Below are 19209 nucleotides of genomic sequence, written 5' to 3' on the forward strand. Positions count from 1 at the left end.
GAGCGGCGGGATGCGTGTCCCGCCGCTCCGCGCGCCACGACACATGCAGACTTCGACACAGATCACGACAGCACAGGCAGGAGAGGAGGCGCCGTGGCAAGCCAGGACTGGTTCGACAAGGACTTCTACAAGGTCCTAGGCGTCTCCAAGGACGTCAGCGAGGCGGACCTCAAGAAGACGTACCGCAAGCTCGCGCGCAAGTACCACCCGGACTCCAACCCGGGCGACCCGGCGGCGGAGGCCAAGTTCAAGGAGATCAGCGAGGCCCACTCGGTGCTCGCCGACCCCGAGCAGCGCAAGGAGTACGACCAGATCCGGGCCATGGGTTCCGGAGCGCGGTTCACCGCTCCGGGCTCGAGCAGCCAGGGCGGCTTCGACGACGTGTTCGGCGGGATGTTCGGCGGCGGCCAGGGCGGCCAGCGCTACACATTCCAGCAAGGCGGGCAGGGCGGCTTCGACGACGTCTTCGGCGGCCTGTTCGGCAACGGCCGGTTCGGCACGACGAGCGGGGGCTACCGCGGCTACGGCGGCCCGACCCGCGGCAACGACGTGACCGCGCACACCACCATCGACTTCGTCACCGCCACCAAGGGCGAGACCATCAGCCTCCAGGCCGCGGACGGCAAGCCGTTCAAGGTCAAGATCCCCGCGGGCGTGGCCGACGGCCAGAAGATCAAGCTGCGCGGCAAGGGCCAGCCCAGCCCGGATGGCGGCGAGGCCGGCGACATCGTCCTCACCGTGACCGTGCGCAAGCACCCGGTGTTCGAGCGCGACGGCCTGAACCTCCGCGTCACCGTCCCCGTCACCTTCGCGGAGGCCGCGCTCGGCGCGACCATCGAGGTGCCGACCCTCGGCGGCGACCCGGTCAAGCTGCGCGTGGCGCCCGGCACCCCGAGCGGCCGCGTGCTGCGGGTGAAGGGCCGCGGCGTCCAGACCGCGAAGGGCACCGGCGACCTCCTGGCCGTCGTGCAGGTCGCGGTGCCGTCGCACCTCTCCGGCGACGCCAAGGAGGCGCTGGAGGCGTTCGCCGCCAAGCTGCCGGATGAGAACCCGCGCGACGACATCCTCGCGAAGGCGAGGAGCTGAGTCCGCTCATGGACGAGAACACCCAGGTCTTCGTGATCTCGATCGCGGCCGAGCTCGCGGGCATGCACCCGCAGACCCTCCGGCAGTACGACCGGCTCGGGCTGGTCAGCCCGCGCCGGACGGCGGGCAAGTCGCGCCGCTACTCGATGCGCGACGTCCAGAAGCTCCAGGAGATCGCGCGGCTGGGGTCGGAGGGCGTGAGCCTGGAGGGCATCCGCCGCATCCTGGAGCTCGAAGACCACGTGAACGCGCTCAGCGACCGTGTGCGCGAGCTGGAGTCGGCGCTCGCCGACGAACTCCTCAACCGGCCGGGGCGGCGGGTCTTCGCCGCGGGGTCGGAGGGCGAGGTCGTCTCCATGCGCGCGGGCACCCGGGTGCGGCGCAGCAACCAGATCGTGGTGTGGCGGCCGCTGGAGCGGTAGCGCAGCACCGGGTCACGAACGAAGCCGGCCGGCGCCGTGAGAAACGGCGCCGGCCGGCTTTCTTCGCCCGCCGCCGGGCGACCGCGCTCAGTACGCGATGTACGGGACGTCGTACCAGGTGCTGGCGATCGTCCTCGCGTTCGGCGGCAGGGTGGTGATCTTCACCGGCGTCGGGAAGGTGGCGGGGAGGCCCGTGCCCATCCCGGGGTTGCCCTCCTCGTACAGTCCCGCGAACCAGACGTCGCCCGAGTTGTCGAGCACGATCAGGTTGTGGGCGCCGCAGGCCATCTCCTTCACGTCGTCGACGAGCACCTTCGCCCAGGTCCGGGTCGCGGTGGTCGTGCCGATGCCGAGGTACCCGCGCGCCGCTCCGTTGCTGCCGATCGCCCAGAGCGAGTTGTCCGACGTCTTGGCGTAGTAGGCCGCCCCGTTCGTGTCGTACGGGTGCTTCGCCCAGAGCTCCACGACGTCGCCGGGCGGACCGGCGATCTCCTGGACGTCGCCACTGGTCGCGTAGTCGGCCGGAGTGATGGTCGCGGGCTGCGTGCTCGAGTAGAGGAGGCGCCCGTCCGTGGTGAGCATCATGACCGAGTTGTCCTCGCTCTGCTGCACCCGCTTCACGCCGGTGACCGGAGAGCCGTCCGGCATCATGAGCTGAGCAACCTGACCTCGGGAGGTGGTCCGCGGCAGGCCGTTCGAGTAGTTCCGGAAGCTTCCGCTGTAGCCGGTGAACCAGACCGTGCCGTCGACGAGGCTCCACACCAGCGCGTCGCCGAACCGGTTGGGGCTGAGCGTCGCGGGCTTCGCCGGGAGGGCGCCGCCGATCTTCTCCCACCGGGTCAGGTACCGGGATCCCGTGGTGTCGCCCGGGATGGCGAGGTAGTTGGAGACCTGCTCGCCGGTCGCCCACCAGTCGCCGGCCGAGTCCTCCACCACGAAGAGGCCCTGCTCGGACCCGCACGTGTCCACGACCGCCCGGACGGCGTCCGTGAACGGCGTGCCGTCCTGCTTCAGCGGTTCGATGGGATTCAGGACCGAGAGCTCGGTGCTGCCTGTCCCGACCTCCGCGAACATGTTGTACCCGCCCGTGCGGACCGTGCCCCGCTCCGTGATGCCGAGGTACGAGCTGATGCCGGCGTAGACGCCCGAGAGGCGTTCGTCGATCGCCAGGGGCGTCGGCCACACGACGGCGTTCCGGCTGGCGCCGTTGCCGGTCTGGCCTTCCGGGGTGTGACCGCCGACGGCGTAGACGAAACCGGTCCTGGTGGCCAGCGTCGAGACCGCGGTCCCGCCGTTCCCTGTCGCGGTGATCGTGGCCTCCGTGTCGCCCTTTCCGTAGGGCGGGACGGCGACGTAGACCTCGGCGATCCCGCTGGACGAGGTCGTGACGGTCACGGTCTGCGTCGGGGTGAATGTCGCGTTCGTCGCAGCGGTGAAGAACGAGAATCCCGCACCGCTGAGTGTCAGCGTCACGGTCGTGGCGCGGGCGGGCGACACGGTGATCGGGACGACGGTCGCCGTCGGCCGTGCGGCGGTCGGGTATCCCGTCGGCAGGCCGTTGGCGCCGAAATTGGTCGCGATGGACCAGCCGCCGCCGACGACACCCGTCAGCGTCTGCGGGAGGTTGACCGGGCCGTCCGTGGAGGACGCGTACGCCGGTGACGCGGTCGCCAGTGCGATGGCGGGGACGCTCCAGGCGCTCGCCGCGACGACGGTCCGCCGGGAGGGCAGACGGCTCCCGGTGCCGGGTCGGTGATCTTCGTTGGTACTCGACATGTGTTCCTTGTTCCTCGATGGAGCGGCGGCAGAGGGGCGCCGTCAAGGCAGGACGCTAAGGGCAGCGGTGCCGGCGTTGCCGCGGATTCACGGCCTCATCGCACTCATCCCGGGGGAGAACTCACCGTCTGCTTCACCTTGATTTCGTTCGTGATCCGGGCGTTTTAGCCTCATGCTCAGACACCTCTGGTGTATATAGCCGACACCCTGAACGCTCGGGCCGTATGCGAGGGCGGACATGACGAAGGGGCCGCCGCCTCGTCTCTCCGCTCGGGAGAGGTGTGGCGACGAGCCCCTCGGCGCTCCGTGCGGAGCGCCGGCGTCGTCAGCGCTGGGAAGCCGGGAGGGCCTTCGTCCCCTCGATCTTCACCGCCTGGAGCGCGCGCGGGTCGAGCCCGAGCTGGTTCAAGATGGTCGGCGCGATCTGCGTCGTCTCGACCGGCGCGCCGATCCGCTGCGCGTGCTTCGCGCCGGGGGTGGAGACCAGGATCGGGACGTTGCGGTCGTCGGCGCTCGCGCCGCCGTGCTCCGCGATCTTCGAGGTGCCGCCGGTGTAGACGACACCGGTCTGCGCGATGCCCAGGACGTCCGGGATGCGCGGGTCGGTGGCCGCGGTGCCGTAGTACTTCGCGACTGCTTCTCCCGCGTAGATCGTGGTGAGGCCCGAGGCCTGCACCGTGACCGGCGCGCTGGAGATCGTGTTGCCCGCGGCGGTGTGCGTCGCCAGGTACTGCTTGGCGAAGTCGGCGGCCGCCTGGGTGTGGTCGTTCAGCCAGAGCTGCATGATGTCGTCGTCCGTCGAGAACGCGACGAGGGCGCCGGTTCCGGGGTGGGCGGCGGTCCACGCGGCGTTCAGGCCGGCGATGATCGGGCCGTCGTCCACGCGCTTGAGGGCGGCCGGATTCATCGGGGACTGACCGTGCTTGGCGGACAGGATGATCGTCGTGTCACCCGCGTGGCCGGTCTTCTTCAGCTCGGAGGTGAACGCCCCCAGCGAGGCGTCGATGTAGTCGAGCGCCTTGCTCAGCAGCGGGCCGGGGGTGGAGCCGTCGGCGAGGTAGCCGCCGGCGAGGCCTTCGGAGGTCGGCAGCTTCTGGGCGGTGGAGACGGTCTGGAAGTTCATGCCGAAGATGGCGGGGACCGGCGCGGCGGTGGCGCCGGAGTGGTCCTTGCCGTCGATCTCGTTGAGCACGGCCTTCACCTTGTAGCCGTCGTACTGCTGGGTGGCCAGGTTGTCCTTCGTCCAGTCGCCGGTGAACGGAGCGGCGGCATTGCTGTTGATCTCCGGCGTGAAGAGGTCGTCGACGCCGTTGCCCGACGGGCCGTTGAGGATCTCGTAGGCCGGGTGCTTGTCGCTCCACGCGGTGTGCAGCCCGGCCTGCTTGGCGACCTCGAACACCGTGTTCACCTTGATGTACTGGTGCGGGTACACCGGCTTGCAGGTGGCCGGGTCGACCGGCAGCTGGGCCGGGTCGAGCAGCGTAGCCGGAGTGCCGGTCATCGAGAGGATGCTGCCGGGGAGGCCGGAGAGCCCCTGGCCGGCGTCGATGCTGGACTGGTTCTTGTCCGCGGCCTCCGTGTAGGCGACCTCCGCACCGGGCTTCGCGGCGGCGCAGTTCGTGGTCCCTGCCGGGAGGAGGGCGTGGTTGAAGGTGTCGTCGTAGTAGACGCCGGTCGTGCCCGGGTTGCCGCCGGTGACCTGCGCGACCATCCCGGGGAACGAGTCGGACGGCACCGGGGTGGAGGCCTGCGTGTAGTCGGTGCCGTGCGCGGCGAGGGCGGCCATCGCGGAGCCCGGGTGGCTGCGGACGTACCAGTCGAGGTCCTTCTGGTGGAGGCCGTCGACGGAGAGCAGGAGGACGTGCTTCACCGCGGTGCGGCCGTCGCGGTCGCCGTTCTCGCCGTTCTGGCCGTTGTGGCCTTCGTCGGCGAGGGAGGGCGCGGCGGTGAGGCCGACGAGCAGAGCACCGCCGACGATGGCGGCGCTCGCGCCGAGGAACCGCGGTCGCGCGGTCCGACTCATGGGGGCCATCAGCATCCTTTCGAGAGGCCGCCCCCGAACGGGGGCGTTCAACCTCGTCGATCCTGGCGCTGCGCGCGGGCGCGCCACCATCCGCGCGGGCGAGTGCTCGCCCAGGCTTCACGCGGCGTTCACCGGGCGGGGGACGGCGTGGAGGGGGCTTTCAGGTGGGAGGCGGTTGGGGTGTGGAGGGGTTCATGAAGGGGTGTTCAGAACACCTGCTGACCCTCACAACGCCGACGACGCCCCCTGCCCCACGTACAGCGTGTTGCGGAACTCCCGGGCCTCCTCCGCCGCGATGTCGCTGTCGATGCCCGCGCGCACCTCGCGCATCAGCTTGTGCAGCTCCTCGTGCTTGCCCGGCACGCGCGCGTGGCCCGTGCTGTCCCAGAGGTTCGACACCGGGAGGGTGTCGCCGGCCTCCACCGCCAGCGTCCACTCCTCGGTCGTCGCGACCGCCGCGAACTCCGAGTCCATCGTCACCAGGACGCTGATGTGGAGGGCGTCCGCCGAGATCGAGCCGGCCTCGTTGACCAGGTCGAGGGTGCCGGTCGCGTCGGACAGGAACTCGACCGTGAAGCCGAGGGCAGCGGCGTCGCGGGCGGTGCCGGCGCAGCAGTGCTGGGTCATGTAGCCGGCGATCGTCACCGTGTCGATGCCCTCCGCGCGCAGCCACTGCTCCAGCTGGGTGCCGGCGAACGACGAGACGCCCTGTTTGGTGACCAGGAGGTCGGGCGTGCGGTCGGCGACCGACGAGTGCAGCGCGGCGCCCTCCGAGCCGCGGGCGAACACCGGGGAGCCCTCGTCCTCGATGTGCTGCACGATCACCAGCTTCACGCCGTGGTCGGCGGCCGAGTCCATCGCCACCTCGATGTTCGGGATGGACGTCAACAGGTCCGGGTGGCAGATCTTCAGGTTGCCGGTGACGTACTCGTTCTGCACGTCGATCACGATGAGTGCGCGCTTCATGGACGCACTCTAACGCCGCAGTCGCCGCGCCAGGCAGAGTGGATCAGGGGAGTGCTGCGGGCGGCTCGGGCAGCGGGTGCCCCACCCACGCCGCCCAGGCCTCCCACCGCTCCGGCAGCCACGCGCGTCCCGCGAGCTGCGGGTGCCCGGGATGCCGCGCCCGCGCCCACAGCACGAACAGCAGCTCCGCCCAGTGCGAGTAGATCCGCCAGGTGACCGGCCCCCGGTCGGACCGTCCCTGCAGCACCACCGTGTTGAAACCGACCACCTGCATGAGGTCGACCGACGCCCAGTCCCAGCGGAACGTGCCCGTGCCGGTCACGATCACGAACCCGCGGTCGGTGACGGTCAGCATCCCGGCGCTGTCGGGACGCCAGACGACCTGCGCGTCGGCCATCGCCTGCGCCCGGGCGGCGTTGTTCCTGGATGCGTTGGCGGCGAGCGTCCCCGCGGTCACCGCGAGGCCGATCACGCCCGTCCCGAAGGCGAAAGCGCCGGTGCGCTGGTAGCTGCCGTCGCCGATCGCGCGCATGGAGTCCAGGGTGTACGTGCCCTGGGCGAGCGCGACCTCCCCGTCCTGCAGCGGGAAGAGCGTGCGGATGCCCTGGTCCGCCACGGCGCCGCCCGCGATCGCGGCTTGCTCGACCGCGGCGAGCAGGCGCGCGGTGTGCCAGAGCGCGCTGTCGGCGTCGGTCCACGGGCGGGCGCCGGCGGCACCGGCGAGCAATTCGTCCGTCATGGCGCAGAGCTTATAGCGCGGCCCGTGACAGCGCGGGGACTGAAAGCTGATCGACGCGACAGTCAATATTGCGGCGGGCCGACTTGGTCCAAATGTCGGAGGCCTTCGAGATCCTTCAAGAATGCAAGATCTCCAATCTAACCTAAAACGCTACGCTCGATTCCCGTCTGACGAGTGGCAGGCGAGTTCATCGCGGGTCCACGCCGTCCTCTGGATCTGTTTCGTTTCTGCCGTTCCCTGGCTCTTGTGGGCGCCAATGACGGCTCAGAGCGGGCCAGATCCGATCGATAGCAATGAACTTTTCGACTGGGTCTTGGAGCGGTTCCTGGTCGGGTCCAACGACTTCGGCTGGCTGATTCCGCTCTTGTTCGGTGTGGTTCTCGCGCTCGGAGTGTCCGCGCGTTTCGGTGAGCGACTCAACCAGGCCGAGCGTCGAGACCTTTTCGTGAGCACTGCTGTGCCAGTTGTCATTGCGTCGCTGTGTATCCAGATGAGCATTCTTGCGATCGTGGCACGTACACGCGGCATGAGTATGGGCGTAAGCGCGATTGCGCTCCATGTTTCGACAATTGCAATTGTGGTCGTGTCGATCGAAGCCGCAAAGGCGATCGCCTGGGTCCCCCTCACCAATCAGGTCGAACGCTCGAGGGACGAAATCAAGCGAATGCGTCAGCAGTACGATCGGTGGTCCAATATGAGCGAGAGTGCTCCATTGACTCGACGCGTCTCATTGATCGTGCAGGCCCTCGGCTTGCTCGCTTTGGGAGCAGCGCTTTCGGTGATGGATGCGACAGCACATCGAGGTGCGGGAGCGCTATTCGGCATGGGAGCCGTGTTCGGAGGTGGGGCGAGCGCATTCGTCTCGATGACGCGTATCCGCACCACGACCGATGACCGACTCCGCACGCGCGCGGTCGCGCAACTCTTGATCGCGTTCATTTGGTGTCTCTGGCTGCTGGTGTTGGCGCTGATGCTGAGCTTCACCGTACTGATGTGGTCAGCCGGGTCCCCGCTGGGAGGAACGGCAATCCTCTTGGGGTTCGGGCTGACGTCCGCGTCGTCGCTGTGGACAGGTCGACGCAGCAGCGGAAGTTTCTTTGCGAGCCTCACCGTTGGAGGCGCGATTCGTCGCCGTTCGCTCAAATACTTCAAACGACAAGTCCGTTTCCAGAAGCGAAGCATCAAACGCGTTCAGAAGGAGCTTGAGCGACGCGCGACAGAGGTGGCCGTCTCTGGAGTGTCGAGCGAACAACGGGGAGGCTGACCCTCGGCGTGTCCGGTAGCGCGCCGCCTCACAGGAACGAGTTCCCCACCAGCACCGCCCCGAACAGCACCAGCACCACGCACGTGATGGTCCGGCTGGAGCGCTCCAGCGCCGCGCGCAGCCGGTTCAGGCGCGGCCGGATGCGGTCCCCGCCGACCGAGACGGCCACGACCGGGATGGTCACCGCGACGATCCCGATGGCCGCGAACACGGCGACGGCCGCGATGGTGGGTGGCGGCTCCGTCAGCGAGCCTCCGATCACGATGCCGGCGCCCGCGCCGAGCGCGAGTTCCTTCACATTCGTCGCCGCGAGCGCGAAGCCCAAGCCGAACGCGTTCGGGGCCGAGACCCGGGTGAGGGAGGTCAGCCAGCGCGGCGGCGTGCCCGCGACGGCGCCGCGCGGCCGGCGCACCCAGGTGACCGTGCCGAGGGTCATCATCCCCAGTCCGATCAGGGCGGTGGCGATGTGGAGGACCACGTCCGAGCCGTAGAAGTCGACGTACAGCTCCGACGCCGCCGCGAACGCGCCCACCACCACGACGATCCCCAGGAAGCGCCCGAGGACCAGCGCGGTCCCGCGCACGGCGCCGTTCGGTCCGAGTGCGATCACGAGCACCGCGATGAGCGGCGTCGAGCTGACCGCCACCCCGACGGCGAGCGGGAAGAACTCGGCGAGCACGTGCCCGAACGGGGACCACATGGGATGAAATCTAGCGCGCCGGGGCGGGTAGGCTGGTGCGCGGCCGCCACGCTCACAAGGCACGGCGGCCTGCCAAGCGCATCAGCGAAGACGCATACGCACGACCCCACGAGGATGGCGAAATGAAGGCCCTGTTCAAGAGCGAAGCCGCGCCCGGGCTTGCCCTGGTCGACGTCCCGGAGCCGGAGATCGGCCCGGAGGACGTCAAGATCCGGGTGCTGCGCACCGGCATCTGCGGCACGGACCTGCACATCCTGCGCTGGGACGACTGGGCCGCCTCCGCGGTCGCCGCGCCCCTCGTTCCCGGCCACGAGTTCTACGGCGAGGTCGTCGAGGTCGGCTCGCTCGTCCACGACGTGGAGGTCGGCGACAGGGTCTCCGGCGAGGGCCACATCGTCTGCGGCACCTGCCGCAACTGCCGCGCCGGCCGCCGCCAGATGTGCATCCGCACGCAGGGCGTGGGCGTGCAGCGCGACGGCGCGTTCGCCGAGTACCTCGTCCTCCCCGCGACGAACGTGTGGGTGCACCACAACGGCATCGAGCCGGAGGTCGGCGCCCTGTTCGACCCGCTCGGCAACGCCGTGCATACCGCGCTGGCGTTCCCGGTCGTCGGGGAGGACGTGCTGGTCACCGGCTGCGGCCCGATCGGGCTGATGGCCATCGCCGTCGCCCGCCACGTCGGCGCCCGTTTCATCGTCGGCACCGACGTCAGCGCGCAGCGCCTGGAGCTGGCCACGGGCATGGGCGCGGACTTCACCGTCGACGTCTCGAAGCACGACATCCGGGAGGCCCAGCGGGCGCTCGGGATGCGCGAGGGCTTCGACGTCGGCTTCGAGATGAGCGGCGCCCCCACCGCGCTGCCCTCGATGATCGAGAACATGAACCACGGTGGCCGGATCGCCATGCTCGGCCTCCCCTCGCAGCAGATCGCGATCGACTGGGGCATCGTCGTGACCCACATGCTCACGCTGAAGGGCATCTACGGCCGCGAGATGTTCGAGACCTGGAACGCGATGGGCGCGATGCTGCAGACGTCGAAGCCCCTGCACGACTCCATCGCCTCGATCGTGTCCGACCGGTTCCCCGCCCGCGACTGGGAGAAGGGGTTCGCCGCTGCGGCCGCGGCCGGCGGCGGCAAGGTCATCCTCGACTGGACGGAGGTCTGATGTACGGGACGTTTCGCGACCACCTGGCGGCGCAGCTGGCGGAGATCGAGGAGGCCGGGCTCACCAAGCGCGAGCGCAGCATCCACGGTCCGCAGGCCGCGCTGATCACCGCGGACGGCGCCGAGGTGCTGAACTTCTGCGCCAACAACTACCTCGGCCTCGCCGACCATCCCGCCCTCCGCGACGCGGCGAAGTCCGCGCTCGACGAGTGGGGCTACGGGATGGCGAGCGTGCGCTTCATCTGCGGGACGCAGGAGCAGCACCTCGAACTGGAGCGCCGCGTCTCGGCGTTCCTCGGCACCGAGGCGACCATCCTGTTCTCGTCGTGCTTCGACGCCAACGGCGGCGTTTTCGAGACCCTGTTCTCGGCGGAGGACGCGATCGTCTCCGACGAGCTCAACCACGCCTCGATCATCGACGGAATCCGGCTGTCGAAGGCGCAGCGGTTCCGCTACAAGAACCGCGACATGGACGACCTCCGCGCCCAGCTCACGGCGGCGAAGGACGCCGGCGCGCGGTACACGGTCATCGTCACCGACGGCGTGTTCTCGATGGACGGCTACATCGCCCCGCTCCGCGAGATCTGCGACCTGGCCGACGAGTTCGGCGCCCTGGTCTTCGTGGACGACTCGCACGCCGTCGGCTTCGTCGGCGAGCACGGCCGCGGCACGCCGGAGTTCTGCGGCGTCGCCGACCGCGTCGACATCTACACCGGCACCTTCGGCAAGGCGCTCGGCGGCGCGTCGGGAGGCTACGTCTCCTCGCGCCAGGAGGTCGTCGACCTGCTGCGCCAGCGCGCCCGCCCCTACCTGTTCTCGAACACGCTCGCGCCGTCGATCGTCGCCGGCACGCTGGCCGCGCTCGACCTGCTGGAGCAGTCGGACGACCTGCGCGCGCAGCTCGTGGGCAACGCGGTGCTGTTCCGCGAGCTGATGACGGAGGCCGGCTTCGACCTCCTGCCCGGCCAGCACCCGATCGTGCCCGTCATGTTCGGCGACGCCGCGCTCACCGCGCGGATCGCGGACGAGATGCAGAAGCACGGTGTCTACGTCACCGCGTTCTCGTTCCCGGTGGTGCCGCGCGGCAAGGCGCGCATCCGCGTGCAGCTCTCGGCGGCGCACACCGACGAGGAGATCCACCGCTGCGTCGACGCGTTCACTGCTGCCCGGGACGCGGTCGCGGGCTGACGTTTCGTGCCGAATGTCGCGTTACGCAGCGCGTAACGCGACATTCAGCACGAATCGCGGTGCTGACATTCGTCACGAATCGCTCGAATAGCGGCGCGTAACGCGACATTCGTCACGAATCGCGGCTGCTGACGGGGCCCGGTCAGACAGCGTCGACCCGGAGTCGGCGCCCGCGACGGAAGAACAGCAGCAGCTGCGCGCCCAGGAACACCGCGAGCACGCTGAGGTCGGCCATCGCCACCGTGCCCGCCACGGCCGCCGCCTGCGTCAGGCCGCACGCGCGCGCGTCCTGGTCGGGGGAGCACAGGAAGCGGTCGGCCTGCGCCGGCACCGCTCCGGACGTCACCCAGCCGCCGATGAGCTGGTTGTAAGCGGTCTTCAGCCCGGGCTCGAGCGTCTGGGTGTGGGTGGCGTCGGGGACGGCCCAGTAGGTCACCTTCCACCCCGCGTTCTCCGCGGCGGTGGCGGTCGCCTCGACCTGCGGACGGAAGTGCGTGTCGAGCGCGCCGGCGATGAAGATGCCCGTCATTTTCTCTGGATAGGTGGTGGAGGCCAGGATGTTCTTCGGCCAGGTGGCCTCGAAGGCGGGCAGGCTGCCGCCGTAGTAGGTGTCGCGCGTGTAGTTAGGCCGGTGCTCGCCGGGCTTGTCCGGCCCGGAGATGGAGACGACGTTCGCCCAGACGTCCGGGTGCTTCGCGCCGAGGAAGGCCGCGCACTCGCCGCCGTGCGAGTAGCCCGCGATCGCCCAGTCCGCCCGGTCGCTGCTCGCCGGGAGGTTGCCGCGGATCCAGGCGGGGACGTCCTTCGACAGGTAGGTGTCCAGCTTGCCCGCGCTGGTGTCGCTGCACGGCGGGTTGGCCTTGACGTTGCCGAGCTGGTCCACGACCAGGACGAACGGCGCGTCGTCCAGCCGCTCGGCGCCGAGGCCGTGGAGGGCGTCGAGCGTCGCGCCCAGGGTCGGGTTCCCCGGCTGGCCCATCATCATCTCGACCACGGGACGCGTGCTGGACGGGTCCCGCAGCCAGCCCGGCGGCACGAACAGGTGCGCGTCGCGCGCCGAGAACCCGGAGGCCGTCGGCGGGATGCGGACGGTGAGCTGCGCGCCGTTGGTCAGCGTCTGCTCCGTGACCGGGACGGCCTTGCCCGCGACGGTCGCCGTCGCCAGGGTCGGGGCGACCGTGAGTGCTCCGGCGGCGACGCCGGCCAGCGCGGTGACGGCCGTCAGTGCGATCGAGAGGACCCGGAGGCCGCCCGCCGACTGCAGCGCGTCGCCGAGCGCCAGGGGGATCGCGAGGGAGGCCAGCGCGATCGCGAACCAGCCGATCCCGCCCAGGTCGGGCCGCGGCGCGAAGAGGCACCAGGCCAGGATGAAGACCAGTCCGACGACCTGGCCGAGGATCACGATGCGCACCGTCGCCCCGGCGCGGAACCGCCATCCGCGCGCGGCGAAGCGCACCGCCGGATAGGCGGCGAGCAGCCCGAGAGCGAGCGTCAGCCAGGCGAGAGTCCCCACGGGATCCAGCCTAAGTGCCCGATCCGGCCGTTCCGACCGGTGAGCGCCCCTTAACCGGGGGCCGCTCGAGCAGGGGGTGAGGCCGACTTCAGCGGGTCGGCGCCGCCGACGACTCCCGCGCCTCCAGGCGGATCGGCGGGGCCTCGAGCAGCTCGACGCGCTCACCCGCTCGCATGCGGGCGAAGGCGTCCAGGAGGGTGCCGGCGAGCGCGTCCGCGTCGAAGGTGACCGTGCTCAGCCGGGGAAGGAAGTCGGCCGCGCCCGGGTGGTCGTCGGCGCCGACGACGGACAGGTCCGCCGGCGCGCGGAGGCCGGCGTCGGCGAGGGCGCGGATCGCCGCCATGGCGAGGCCGTCGTCGGAGGCCGCGATGGCGGTGGGGGCGTGCGGGTCGTAGCGGAGGCCGTGCGCCCAGTCGCGCAGCGTGCGCGCGGAGGCCGCAGCGTGGGTGACGTCCAGGCGCACCCCGAGCAGCGTCGCCGTCTCCCGGGCTCCCGCGAGCCGCTCGGCCGCGGCGGGGCCCGGTGTCGCCGGCGCGAGGTAGACGATGTGCTCGTGGCCGAGCGCCGCGAGGTGCTCGACCGCGAGGCCGCCGAACGGCCGCTGCGGGATGACGAGCGACGGCGCGTAGTCGACGGCCGTCGTGCCGTGGACGACGAGGGCGCGCACGCCGGCGAGGCGCAGCACCTCCGTGGCCTCCGCGTCGCAGCGGGCGGCCTCGGCGAGCACGGCCTCCGGGCGGAGCTTGGCCCAGAGCTGGCCGGCCTCGGCGCCGGTCGCCGCGGTGTCGGCGTGCCGGAGGGCGTCGATGCCGTCGTCCACCGTGCGGGCGAGCAGCGCGTCGAGCGCCCGGGCGACCGTTGCGCCGTGGTCGTTCGCCGAGGACGCGACCAGGAGCCCGGCGACGGCCTCGCCACTGGCGAGGGAACGTGCGGCGGTGTTGGGCGTGTAGCCCAGCAGGCGCGCGGCCTCCAGGACGCGGTGCCTGGTGTCGTCGGAGACGCGCGAGTTCGGCTTGTCGTTGAGGACGAACGACACGGTCGCGCGCGAGACGCCCGCCGCGAGCGCGACGTCGGCGCTCGTCGGGGCTTTGACGACCTGGGGCGTGAACATGGTGTGCTCAGTCTAGGTCTCGGCGATGGATTTGCTTACCCGCGTCAGCAAAACCGACCGATGGCTTGTATTCGGGGAGACCGGTGGCGTATGGTTACGCGTGTTAGCACGCAACGTCGCCTGCTCTGAAAGGACAATCCCCCGTGACAACGCCGTCTGATGACTTCCCCGAGGGCCCCCGCCCGGTCCAGCCCACCCTCCCCCCGAACCTCTCCGGCGCGCCCGACAGCGTGGCGCTCGGCTCGACGCTGACCACCGCCGACTCGGCGTTCTCGGCCGCCCCTACCTCCGCGGTGTCCGCCCAGGCCCCGCAGAAGGTCAAGGTGCGCGGCAAGCTGCTGAAGCTGATGCTGTGGATGGCGTTGGCGAACATCGCCGTCTTCGGCATCTGGGGTGCCGTCCCCGGCCTGCTCCTCCCGACGCAGATCACCAACATCGTGGGCAAGGACGCGAGCGTCGGAGCGTTCGGCCTCATCGCGACGATCGGCGCCTTCGCCGCCATGGTCGCGCAACCCATCGCCGGCCTGGTCTCGGACCGCACGCGCAGCCGCTTCGGCCGCCGTGCGCCGTGGATGGTCGCCGGGGGTCTGCTCGGCGGGCTCTCGCTCATCTTCATGGGCGCGTCGAACGGCATCGTCCAGCTCGGCATCGCCTGGGTCATGGTCCAGGTCTGCTACAACTTCGCCCAGGGCCCGCTGTCCGCGATCCTCCCCGACCGCGTCCCGAGCGGAGCCCGTGGCACCTTCTCGTCGCTGTCCGGCCTCGGCCTCATGGTCGGCGCGCTCGGCGGCAGCATCGCGGGCGCGATGTTCCTCTCGAACATCTCCACCGGCTACCTGGTCTTCGCCGGCTTCGCGTTGATCGTCCTCGTGCTCTTCGTCGTCTTCAACCCGGACCGCTCCAACAAGGCCGAGCCGAAGCCCCCGTTCAGCCTGGGCGCGTTCCTCCGGACGTTCTGGGTCAACCCGGTCAAGCACCCCGACTTCTTCTGGGGCTTCACCGGCCGTCTCCTGCTCTACGCGGGCTACTTCATGGTCACCGGCTACCAGCTCTTCATCCTGCGCGACTACGTCGGGCTCGGCGCGAAGGCCGGCGCGTTCGTCCCGGTGCTCAGCCTGATCAGCATGGCCGGCACGATCATCACCACGCTCATCGGCGGACCGCTCTCCGACAAGCTCGGCCGACGGAAGGTCGTCGTCATCGTCGCCGGCTCCGTCATGGCGGTCTCGATGTTGTTCCCGCTGATCTTCCCGTCCCTCGTCGGCATGATGCTGTTCTCCTTCGTCGCCGGCCTCGGCTTCGGCGCCTTCCAGGCCGTCGACACCGCGCTGATGAGCGAGGTGCTGCCCTCCAAGGACGACTTCGCCAAGGATCTCGGCGTGCTCAACATCGCCGCCACGCTTCCCCAGACGCTCGCTCCCGGCATCGCGAGCATCGTCATCCTCTCGCTCGGCGGCTACGCCGCCCTGTTCCCGATCGGCATCGTGATCGCGCTCCTCGGCGCCTTCGCTGTCCTCCCGATCAAGTCCGTCCGCTAGGAGCACCACCGTCATGACCGACACCACCACCGCCACCGACGTGGCCGACGAGTTCCTCGACGGCCTGCTCGGCTCCCTCACCCTGGAGCAGAAGGTCCGCCTCCTCACCGGCGCGTCCTTCTGGACTCTGCATGACGAGCCGCAGGTCGGCCTGGAGACCATCGTGGTCTCCGATGGCCCGGCCGGCGTGCGCGGCCAGCTCTGGGACGAGCGCGACTCGTCCGCCAGCCTGCCGTCGCCGACCTCCCTCGCCGCGTCGTGGGACGTCGAGCGGGTGCACCGGCTCGGCCAGCTGATCGCGGCGGAGGCGCGCCGCAAGGGCGTCGGCGTCGCGCTCGGCCCGACCGTCAACATCCAGCGCTCGCCGCGCGGCGGCCGCCACTTCGAGGCGTACAGCGAGGACCCGTGGCTCTCCGGAGTCGTCGGCACGGCCTTCGTCAAGGGTGTCCAGTCCTGCGGCGTCGGCGCCACGCCCAAGCACTACGTGGCGAACGACAGCGAGACCGACCGCATGACCGTCGACGTGCAGGTGGACGAGCGGACCTTGCGCGAGGTCTACCTCGCCCCGTTCGAGCGCATGGTCGTGGAGGGCGGCGCCTGGCTGGTGATGTCCTCCTACAACTCGGTCAACGGCGTGACGATGACCGAGAACGACCTCCTGCGCGCGCCGCTGAAGGAGGAGTGGGGCTTCGACGGCGTCGTGGTCTCCGACTGGATGGGCGTGCGCGACACCGTCGCCGCCGGCGGCTCGGCCCAGGACCTGGCGATGCCCGGCCCGGACGGCGTCTGGGGCGACGCGCTGGTGCAGGCCGTGCAGGCCGGCCAGGTCGACGAGGCCGCCATCGACGAGAAGGTGCGCCGCATCCTCCGCCTCGCTGGCCGCCTCGGCGCGCTCGACGGTGTGGAGGCCGCGACGCCGCTCGCCGAGCCCTGGCCGCAGGAGCGCATCGACGCCCTGCTGCGGGAGGCCGCGGCCGACGGCATGGTGCTTGTCCGGAACGAGGGTGTGCTGCCGCTCGACCCCGCCGCGGCCCCGACCGTCGCCGTCGTGGGCGAGCACGCCCGCGTCGCCCGCACCCAGGGCGGCGGCTCGGCGACTGTGTTCCCGGACCACGTCGTCACCCCGTTCGACGGCCTCGTGGAGGCGTACGGCGCCGAGCGCGTCCGCTACGCCGCCGGTGTGAAGTCGTCGGAGTCGGTCCTCCCGATCGACGCGCGCGTGGCCACCGACCCGGTGACCGGCGAGCCGGGCGTGCACGTCCGCTTCCTCGCGGAGGACAGCGCCGTGCTGCTGGACGAGCACCGCGCCTCCGGCAAGCTGGTCTGGCTGGGCGACCCGATCCTCGGCGAGACCGCCGTGGTGGAGGCCACCGCCGAGTTCACCGCACCGGAGGACGGCGAGTACTCGGTCGGCTTCGCGGGCCTCGGCCTGTTCCGCTTCGAGGTGGACGGCGAGCTGAAGAGCGACGGCCTGTTCTTCCCCGAGGGCACCGACCCGTTCATGGCGTTCCTCAACCCGCCGAAGCAGTCGTTCCCCGTCGACCTGAAGGCCGGCCAGAGCGTCTCGCTGCGGCTGGAGCACCGCCCGCAGCAGCAGGCGGGCCTCGCGGCCGTCATGTTCACCTTCGGCTACGAGGAGCCCTTCTCCGACCCCGAGGCCGAGCTGACCCGCGCCGTCGAACTGGCCGCGGCCTCCGACGTCGCCGTGGTCGTCGTCGGCACGACCGAGACCCTGGAGTCGGAGGGCTTCGACCGCACGGGACTCCGCCTCCCGGACGGCCAGGACGAGCTCGTCCGCCGGGTGCTCGCGGTCAACCCGCGCACCGTGGTGGTCGTGAACTCCGGCGGCCCGGTCATCCTGCCGTGGCTGGAGGAGGCCCCGGCCGTGCTGCTCACCTGGTTCCCGGGCCAGGAGACCGGCGGCGCGCTCGCCGACGTGCTCTCCGGCGCCCGCGAGCCCGGCGGCCGCATCCCGACCACCTGGGCGGCGGACGAGGAGGACGTGCCGGTCTGGCAGGTCGAGCCGATCGACGGGAAGCTGTTCTACGACGAGAAGCTGAACGTCGGCTACCGCGAGTGGCTGCGCCGCGCGGCCCTCGGCGGCCCGGCCCCGGCCATCCCGTTCGGTCACGGCCTCGGCTACACCGAGTGGGAGCTCGGCGAGGCGACCCTCGACGGCCACGCGGTCAGTGTCCCGGTCACGAACGTGGGCGACCGCGCGGGCAAGCAGGTCGTGCAGGTATACCTGTCGCGGGTGTCCCCGTCGGAGATCGAGCGCCCGGTGCTCTGGCTGGCCGGCTACGCGCTGATCCGCGCGGAGGCGGGGGAGGCCGCGGTCGCGACGGTCGAACTGGAGCCGCGCTCGCTGCAGTACTGGTCGGTGGACGACCACGCCTGGCGCACCGAGCCCGGCGAGTACGCCGTGCAGGTCGGCACGTCGGTCGCCACGCTCGGGGAGCCTATTCGGTTCACCGTGTGAGTCGGGGGCGGCTGTGCGCCGTCCGAAGCGAGACCCGCCCCCTCGGCCGTGACTTTCCGGCCGAGGGGGCGCACCATTTTCCACTCCTGGAACGGTGTGAACCTTGGGGTGATCATCGAGCCGGCCGCCCGGCCCGCGTCCGTATGACGCACGGGAGTCCCGTGTCCCCTGCTGCCAGCGATTCTCAGGCAGGGCGCGCCTCAGGCCGTCGCCGATGCACGCATGGCCCACGGCCCGATCGCTGCCTTCCCCTCGCCGGCGTCCGGTTGGGTAGAACGACGCGTCTTCGCGTGAGACGGATCACCTCCGTCCGGCCGTGAATTCGCGTTGCCTCGGCTGATGCGGGAGGGGTGCACATGCGGGTGGTTCGAGCGGCGAGCGCTGTGCTGCTGGGGGTTGTCCTGGTCGGCGGCCTGACGGCGTGTTCGGTGATCCGAGACCGCATCGCGCCGCCGGACCCGCCCGTCAAGGAACAGCAGCGAGCGTCCGCGCTCTACTTCCGCGACGAGTACCAACCGAACGTCGAGAAGGTCCGGTTCACCCGGGACGGCAGTCGGCCAGGTTTCGGCGCGTCGTGGTGTGTGAATGCCGTGGCAACGGTAGAGGGCGTGGAGTACGAGGTGATCATCGGCCCAGCCACCGGCCCAGGTTTTGTTGGAGATAACGGCATGCCGCCCGAAGCTCCGTTGACGCCTCCGCCGTACGTCCCGTTGACGGTGGTCTATAGCGACGGAACGTCGGAGGTGATCGAGTGACGAACGCCGTAATTCGGATGAAGAGGGCGCATCGCGCGAGTGGAATGCCCGTGGGAGTAATTCGAGCGGTGAGCACCGTCCTGCTAGCCGCTGCGCTGATGGTTGGGCTGACTGCCTGCTCACTGATAGGAGATCGCCTCATGACACCAGACCCGCCAGTCAAAGAACAGCAGCGAGCATCCGCGCTCTACTTCCGCGACGAGTATCAACCGAACGTCGAGAAGGTCCGATTCACACAGGACGGGGACCGCCCAGGGCTCGGTGCGGCGTGGAGCGTCAACGCGATCGCGACCATCGCTGGCAGTGACTATTACGTCATCATCGGGCCGGGCCGCGGTGTGGGTTGGGTCGGAGGTACCGGTATCCCGCCCGAAGCGCCGACTCCGTCTCCGCACATTCCTCTAACAGTGATCTATAGCGACGGGATGTCGGAGGTGATCGAGTGACGACCGCCGAAGAGCAAATGGGCCTTGCGAATGAGGCG

Annotated in this window: 16 protein-coding genes; 9 read left to right on the forward strand and 7 right to left on the reverse strand. The window is 70.4% G+C overall.

The features are described from left to right. Positions 1 to 93 precede the first annotated feature (93 nt). Entirely contained in the window at positions 94 to 1086 is a 993-nt protein-coding gene (locus F1C12_RS16040) for a DnaJ C-terminal domain-containing protein (protein ID WP_185275896.1), read from the forward strand. A gap of 8 nt (positions 1087 to 1094) precedes the next feature. Then, on the forward strand, positions 1095 to 1508 hold the full coding sequence (locus F1C12_RS16045) for a heat shock protein transcriptional repressor HspR (protein WP_185275897.1): 414 nt from the start codon (positions 1095 to 1097) through the stop codon (positions 1506 to 1508). An 87-nt stretch (positions 1509 to 1595) separates the two neighbouring features. On the opposite strand, the gene F1C12_RS16050 is transcribed toward F1C12_RS16045, so the two are convergent. From F1C12_RS16050 to F1C12_RS16065, 4 genes are all read right to left on the reverse strand, one after another. Next, entirely contained in the window at positions 1596 to 3284 is a 1689-nt protein-coding gene (locus F1C12_RS16050) for a hypothetical protein (protein WP_185275898.1), read from the reverse strand. Positions 3285 to 3609: 325 nt separating this feature from the next. Then, complete coding sequence (locus F1C12_RS16055; protein WP_219732627.1) at positions 3610 to 5316, reverse strand: alkaline phosphatase family protein; 1707 nt, start codon at positions 5314 to 5316, stop codon at positions 3610 to 3612. Between the two features lie 216 nt (positions 5317 to 5532). Further along, positions 5533 to 6273 (reverse strand): cysteine hydrolase family protein, encoded by a 741-nt coding sequence (locus tag F1C12_RS16060; RefSeq protein ID WP_185275899.1) that lies wholly within the window; start codon positions 6271 to 6273, stop codon positions 5533 to 5535. 43 nt (positions 6274 to 6316) lie between these two features. Then, complete coding sequence (locus tag F1C12_RS16065; protein ID WP_185275900.1) at positions 6317 to 7012, reverse strand: hypothetical protein; 696 nt, start codon at positions 7010 to 7012, stop codon at positions 6317 to 6319. Between the two features lie 256 nt (positions 7013 to 7268). Between F1C12_RS16065 and F1C12_RS16070 the strand changes: the two genes are divergently transcribed. Next, positions 7269 to 8276 carry a hypothetical protein gene (locus F1C12_RS16070; RefSeq protein WP_185275901.1) on the forward strand — a complete coding sequence of 336 codons (1008 nt, stop codon included), beginning with the start codon at positions 7269 to 7271 and terminating at the stop codon, positions 8274 to 8276. Between the two features lie 28 nt (positions 8277 to 8304). Here the strand turns inward: F1C12_RS16070 and F1C12_RS16075 are convergent, their stop codons facing one another. Continuing rightward, on the reverse strand, positions 8305 to 8976 hold the full coding sequence (locus F1C12_RS16075; RefSeq protein WP_185275902.1) for a GAP family protein: 672 nt from the start codon (positions 8974 to 8976) through the stop codon (positions 8305 to 8307). Between the two features lie 122 nt (positions 8977 to 9098). Here F1C12_RS16075 and tdh point away from each other — a divergent pair, with 122 nt between their 5' ends. After that, positions 9099 to 10142, forward strand: coding sequence for an L-threonine 3-dehydrogenase (gene tdh, locus F1C12_RS16080; RefSeq protein WP_185275903.1), 1044 nt, complete (start codon positions 9099 to 9101; stop codon positions 10140 to 10142). Beyond that, positions 10142 to 11329, forward strand: coding sequence for a glycine C-acetyltransferase (locus F1C12_RS16085; RefSeq protein ID WP_185275904.1), 1188 nt, complete (start codon positions 10142 to 10144; stop codon positions 11327 to 11329). The genes tdh and F1C12_RS16085 overlap by 1 nt, the downstream gene beginning before the upstream one ends. A 142-nt stretch (positions 11330 to 11471) precedes the next feature. Here F1C12_RS16085 and F1C12_RS16090 read toward each other — a convergent pair whose 3' ends face one another. Continuing rightward, a complete protein-coding gene (locus F1C12_RS16090) occupies positions 11472 to 12842 on the reverse strand; it encodes an alpha/beta hydrolase (protein WP_185275905.1) in 1371 nt (456 codons plus the stop codon). Positions 12843 to 12930: 88 nt separating this feature from the next. Then, the gene (locus F1C12_RS16095; RefSeq protein ID WP_185275906.1) at positions 12931 to 13953 is read right to left on the reverse strand and encodes a LacI family DNA-binding transcriptional regulator; all 1023 of its coding nucleotides are present in this window, start codon (positions 13951 to 13953) and stop codon (positions 12931 to 12933) included. Positions 13954 to 14096: 143 nt separating this feature from the next. Between F1C12_RS16095 and F1C12_RS16100 the strand changes: the two genes are divergently transcribed. The 4 genes from F1C12_RS16100 (at position 14097) to F1C12_RS16115 (ending at position 19171) form a co-directional block, all read left to right on the forward strand. Beyond that, positions 14097 to 15491 carry an MFS transporter gene (locus F1C12_RS16100; protein WP_258045943.1) on the forward strand — a complete coding sequence of 465 codons (1395 nt, stop codon included), beginning with the start codon at positions 14097 to 14099 and terminating at the stop codon, positions 15489 to 15491. A 13-nt stretch (positions 15492 to 15504) separates the two neighbouring features. Continuing rightward, positions 15505 to 17970 carry a beta-glucosidase family protein gene (locus F1C12_RS16105; protein ID WP_185275907.1) on the forward strand — a complete coding sequence of 822 codons (2466 nt, stop codon included), beginning with the start codon at positions 15505 to 15507 and terminating at the stop codon, positions 17968 to 17970. 356 nt (positions 17971 to 18326) lie between these two features. After that, the gene (locus F1C12_RS16110; protein WP_185275908.1) at positions 18327 to 18725 is read left to right on the forward strand and encodes a hypothetical protein; all 399 of its coding nucleotides are present in this window, start codon (positions 18327 to 18329) and stop codon (positions 18723 to 18725) included. 140 nt (positions 18726 to 18865) lie between these two features. Beyond that, positions 18866 to 19171 (forward strand): hypothetical protein, encoded by a 306-nt coding sequence (locus F1C12_RS16115; RefSeq protein WP_185275909.1) that lies wholly within the window; start codon positions 18866 to 18868, stop codon positions 19169 to 19171. Positions 19172 to 19209: the final 38 nt, after the last annotated feature.

Source organism: Leifsonia shinshuensis, assembly GCF_014217625.1.
Classification (GTDB): Bacteria; Actinomycetota; Actinomycetes; order Actinomycetales; family Microbacteriaceae; genus Leifsonia; species Leifsonia shinshuensis_A.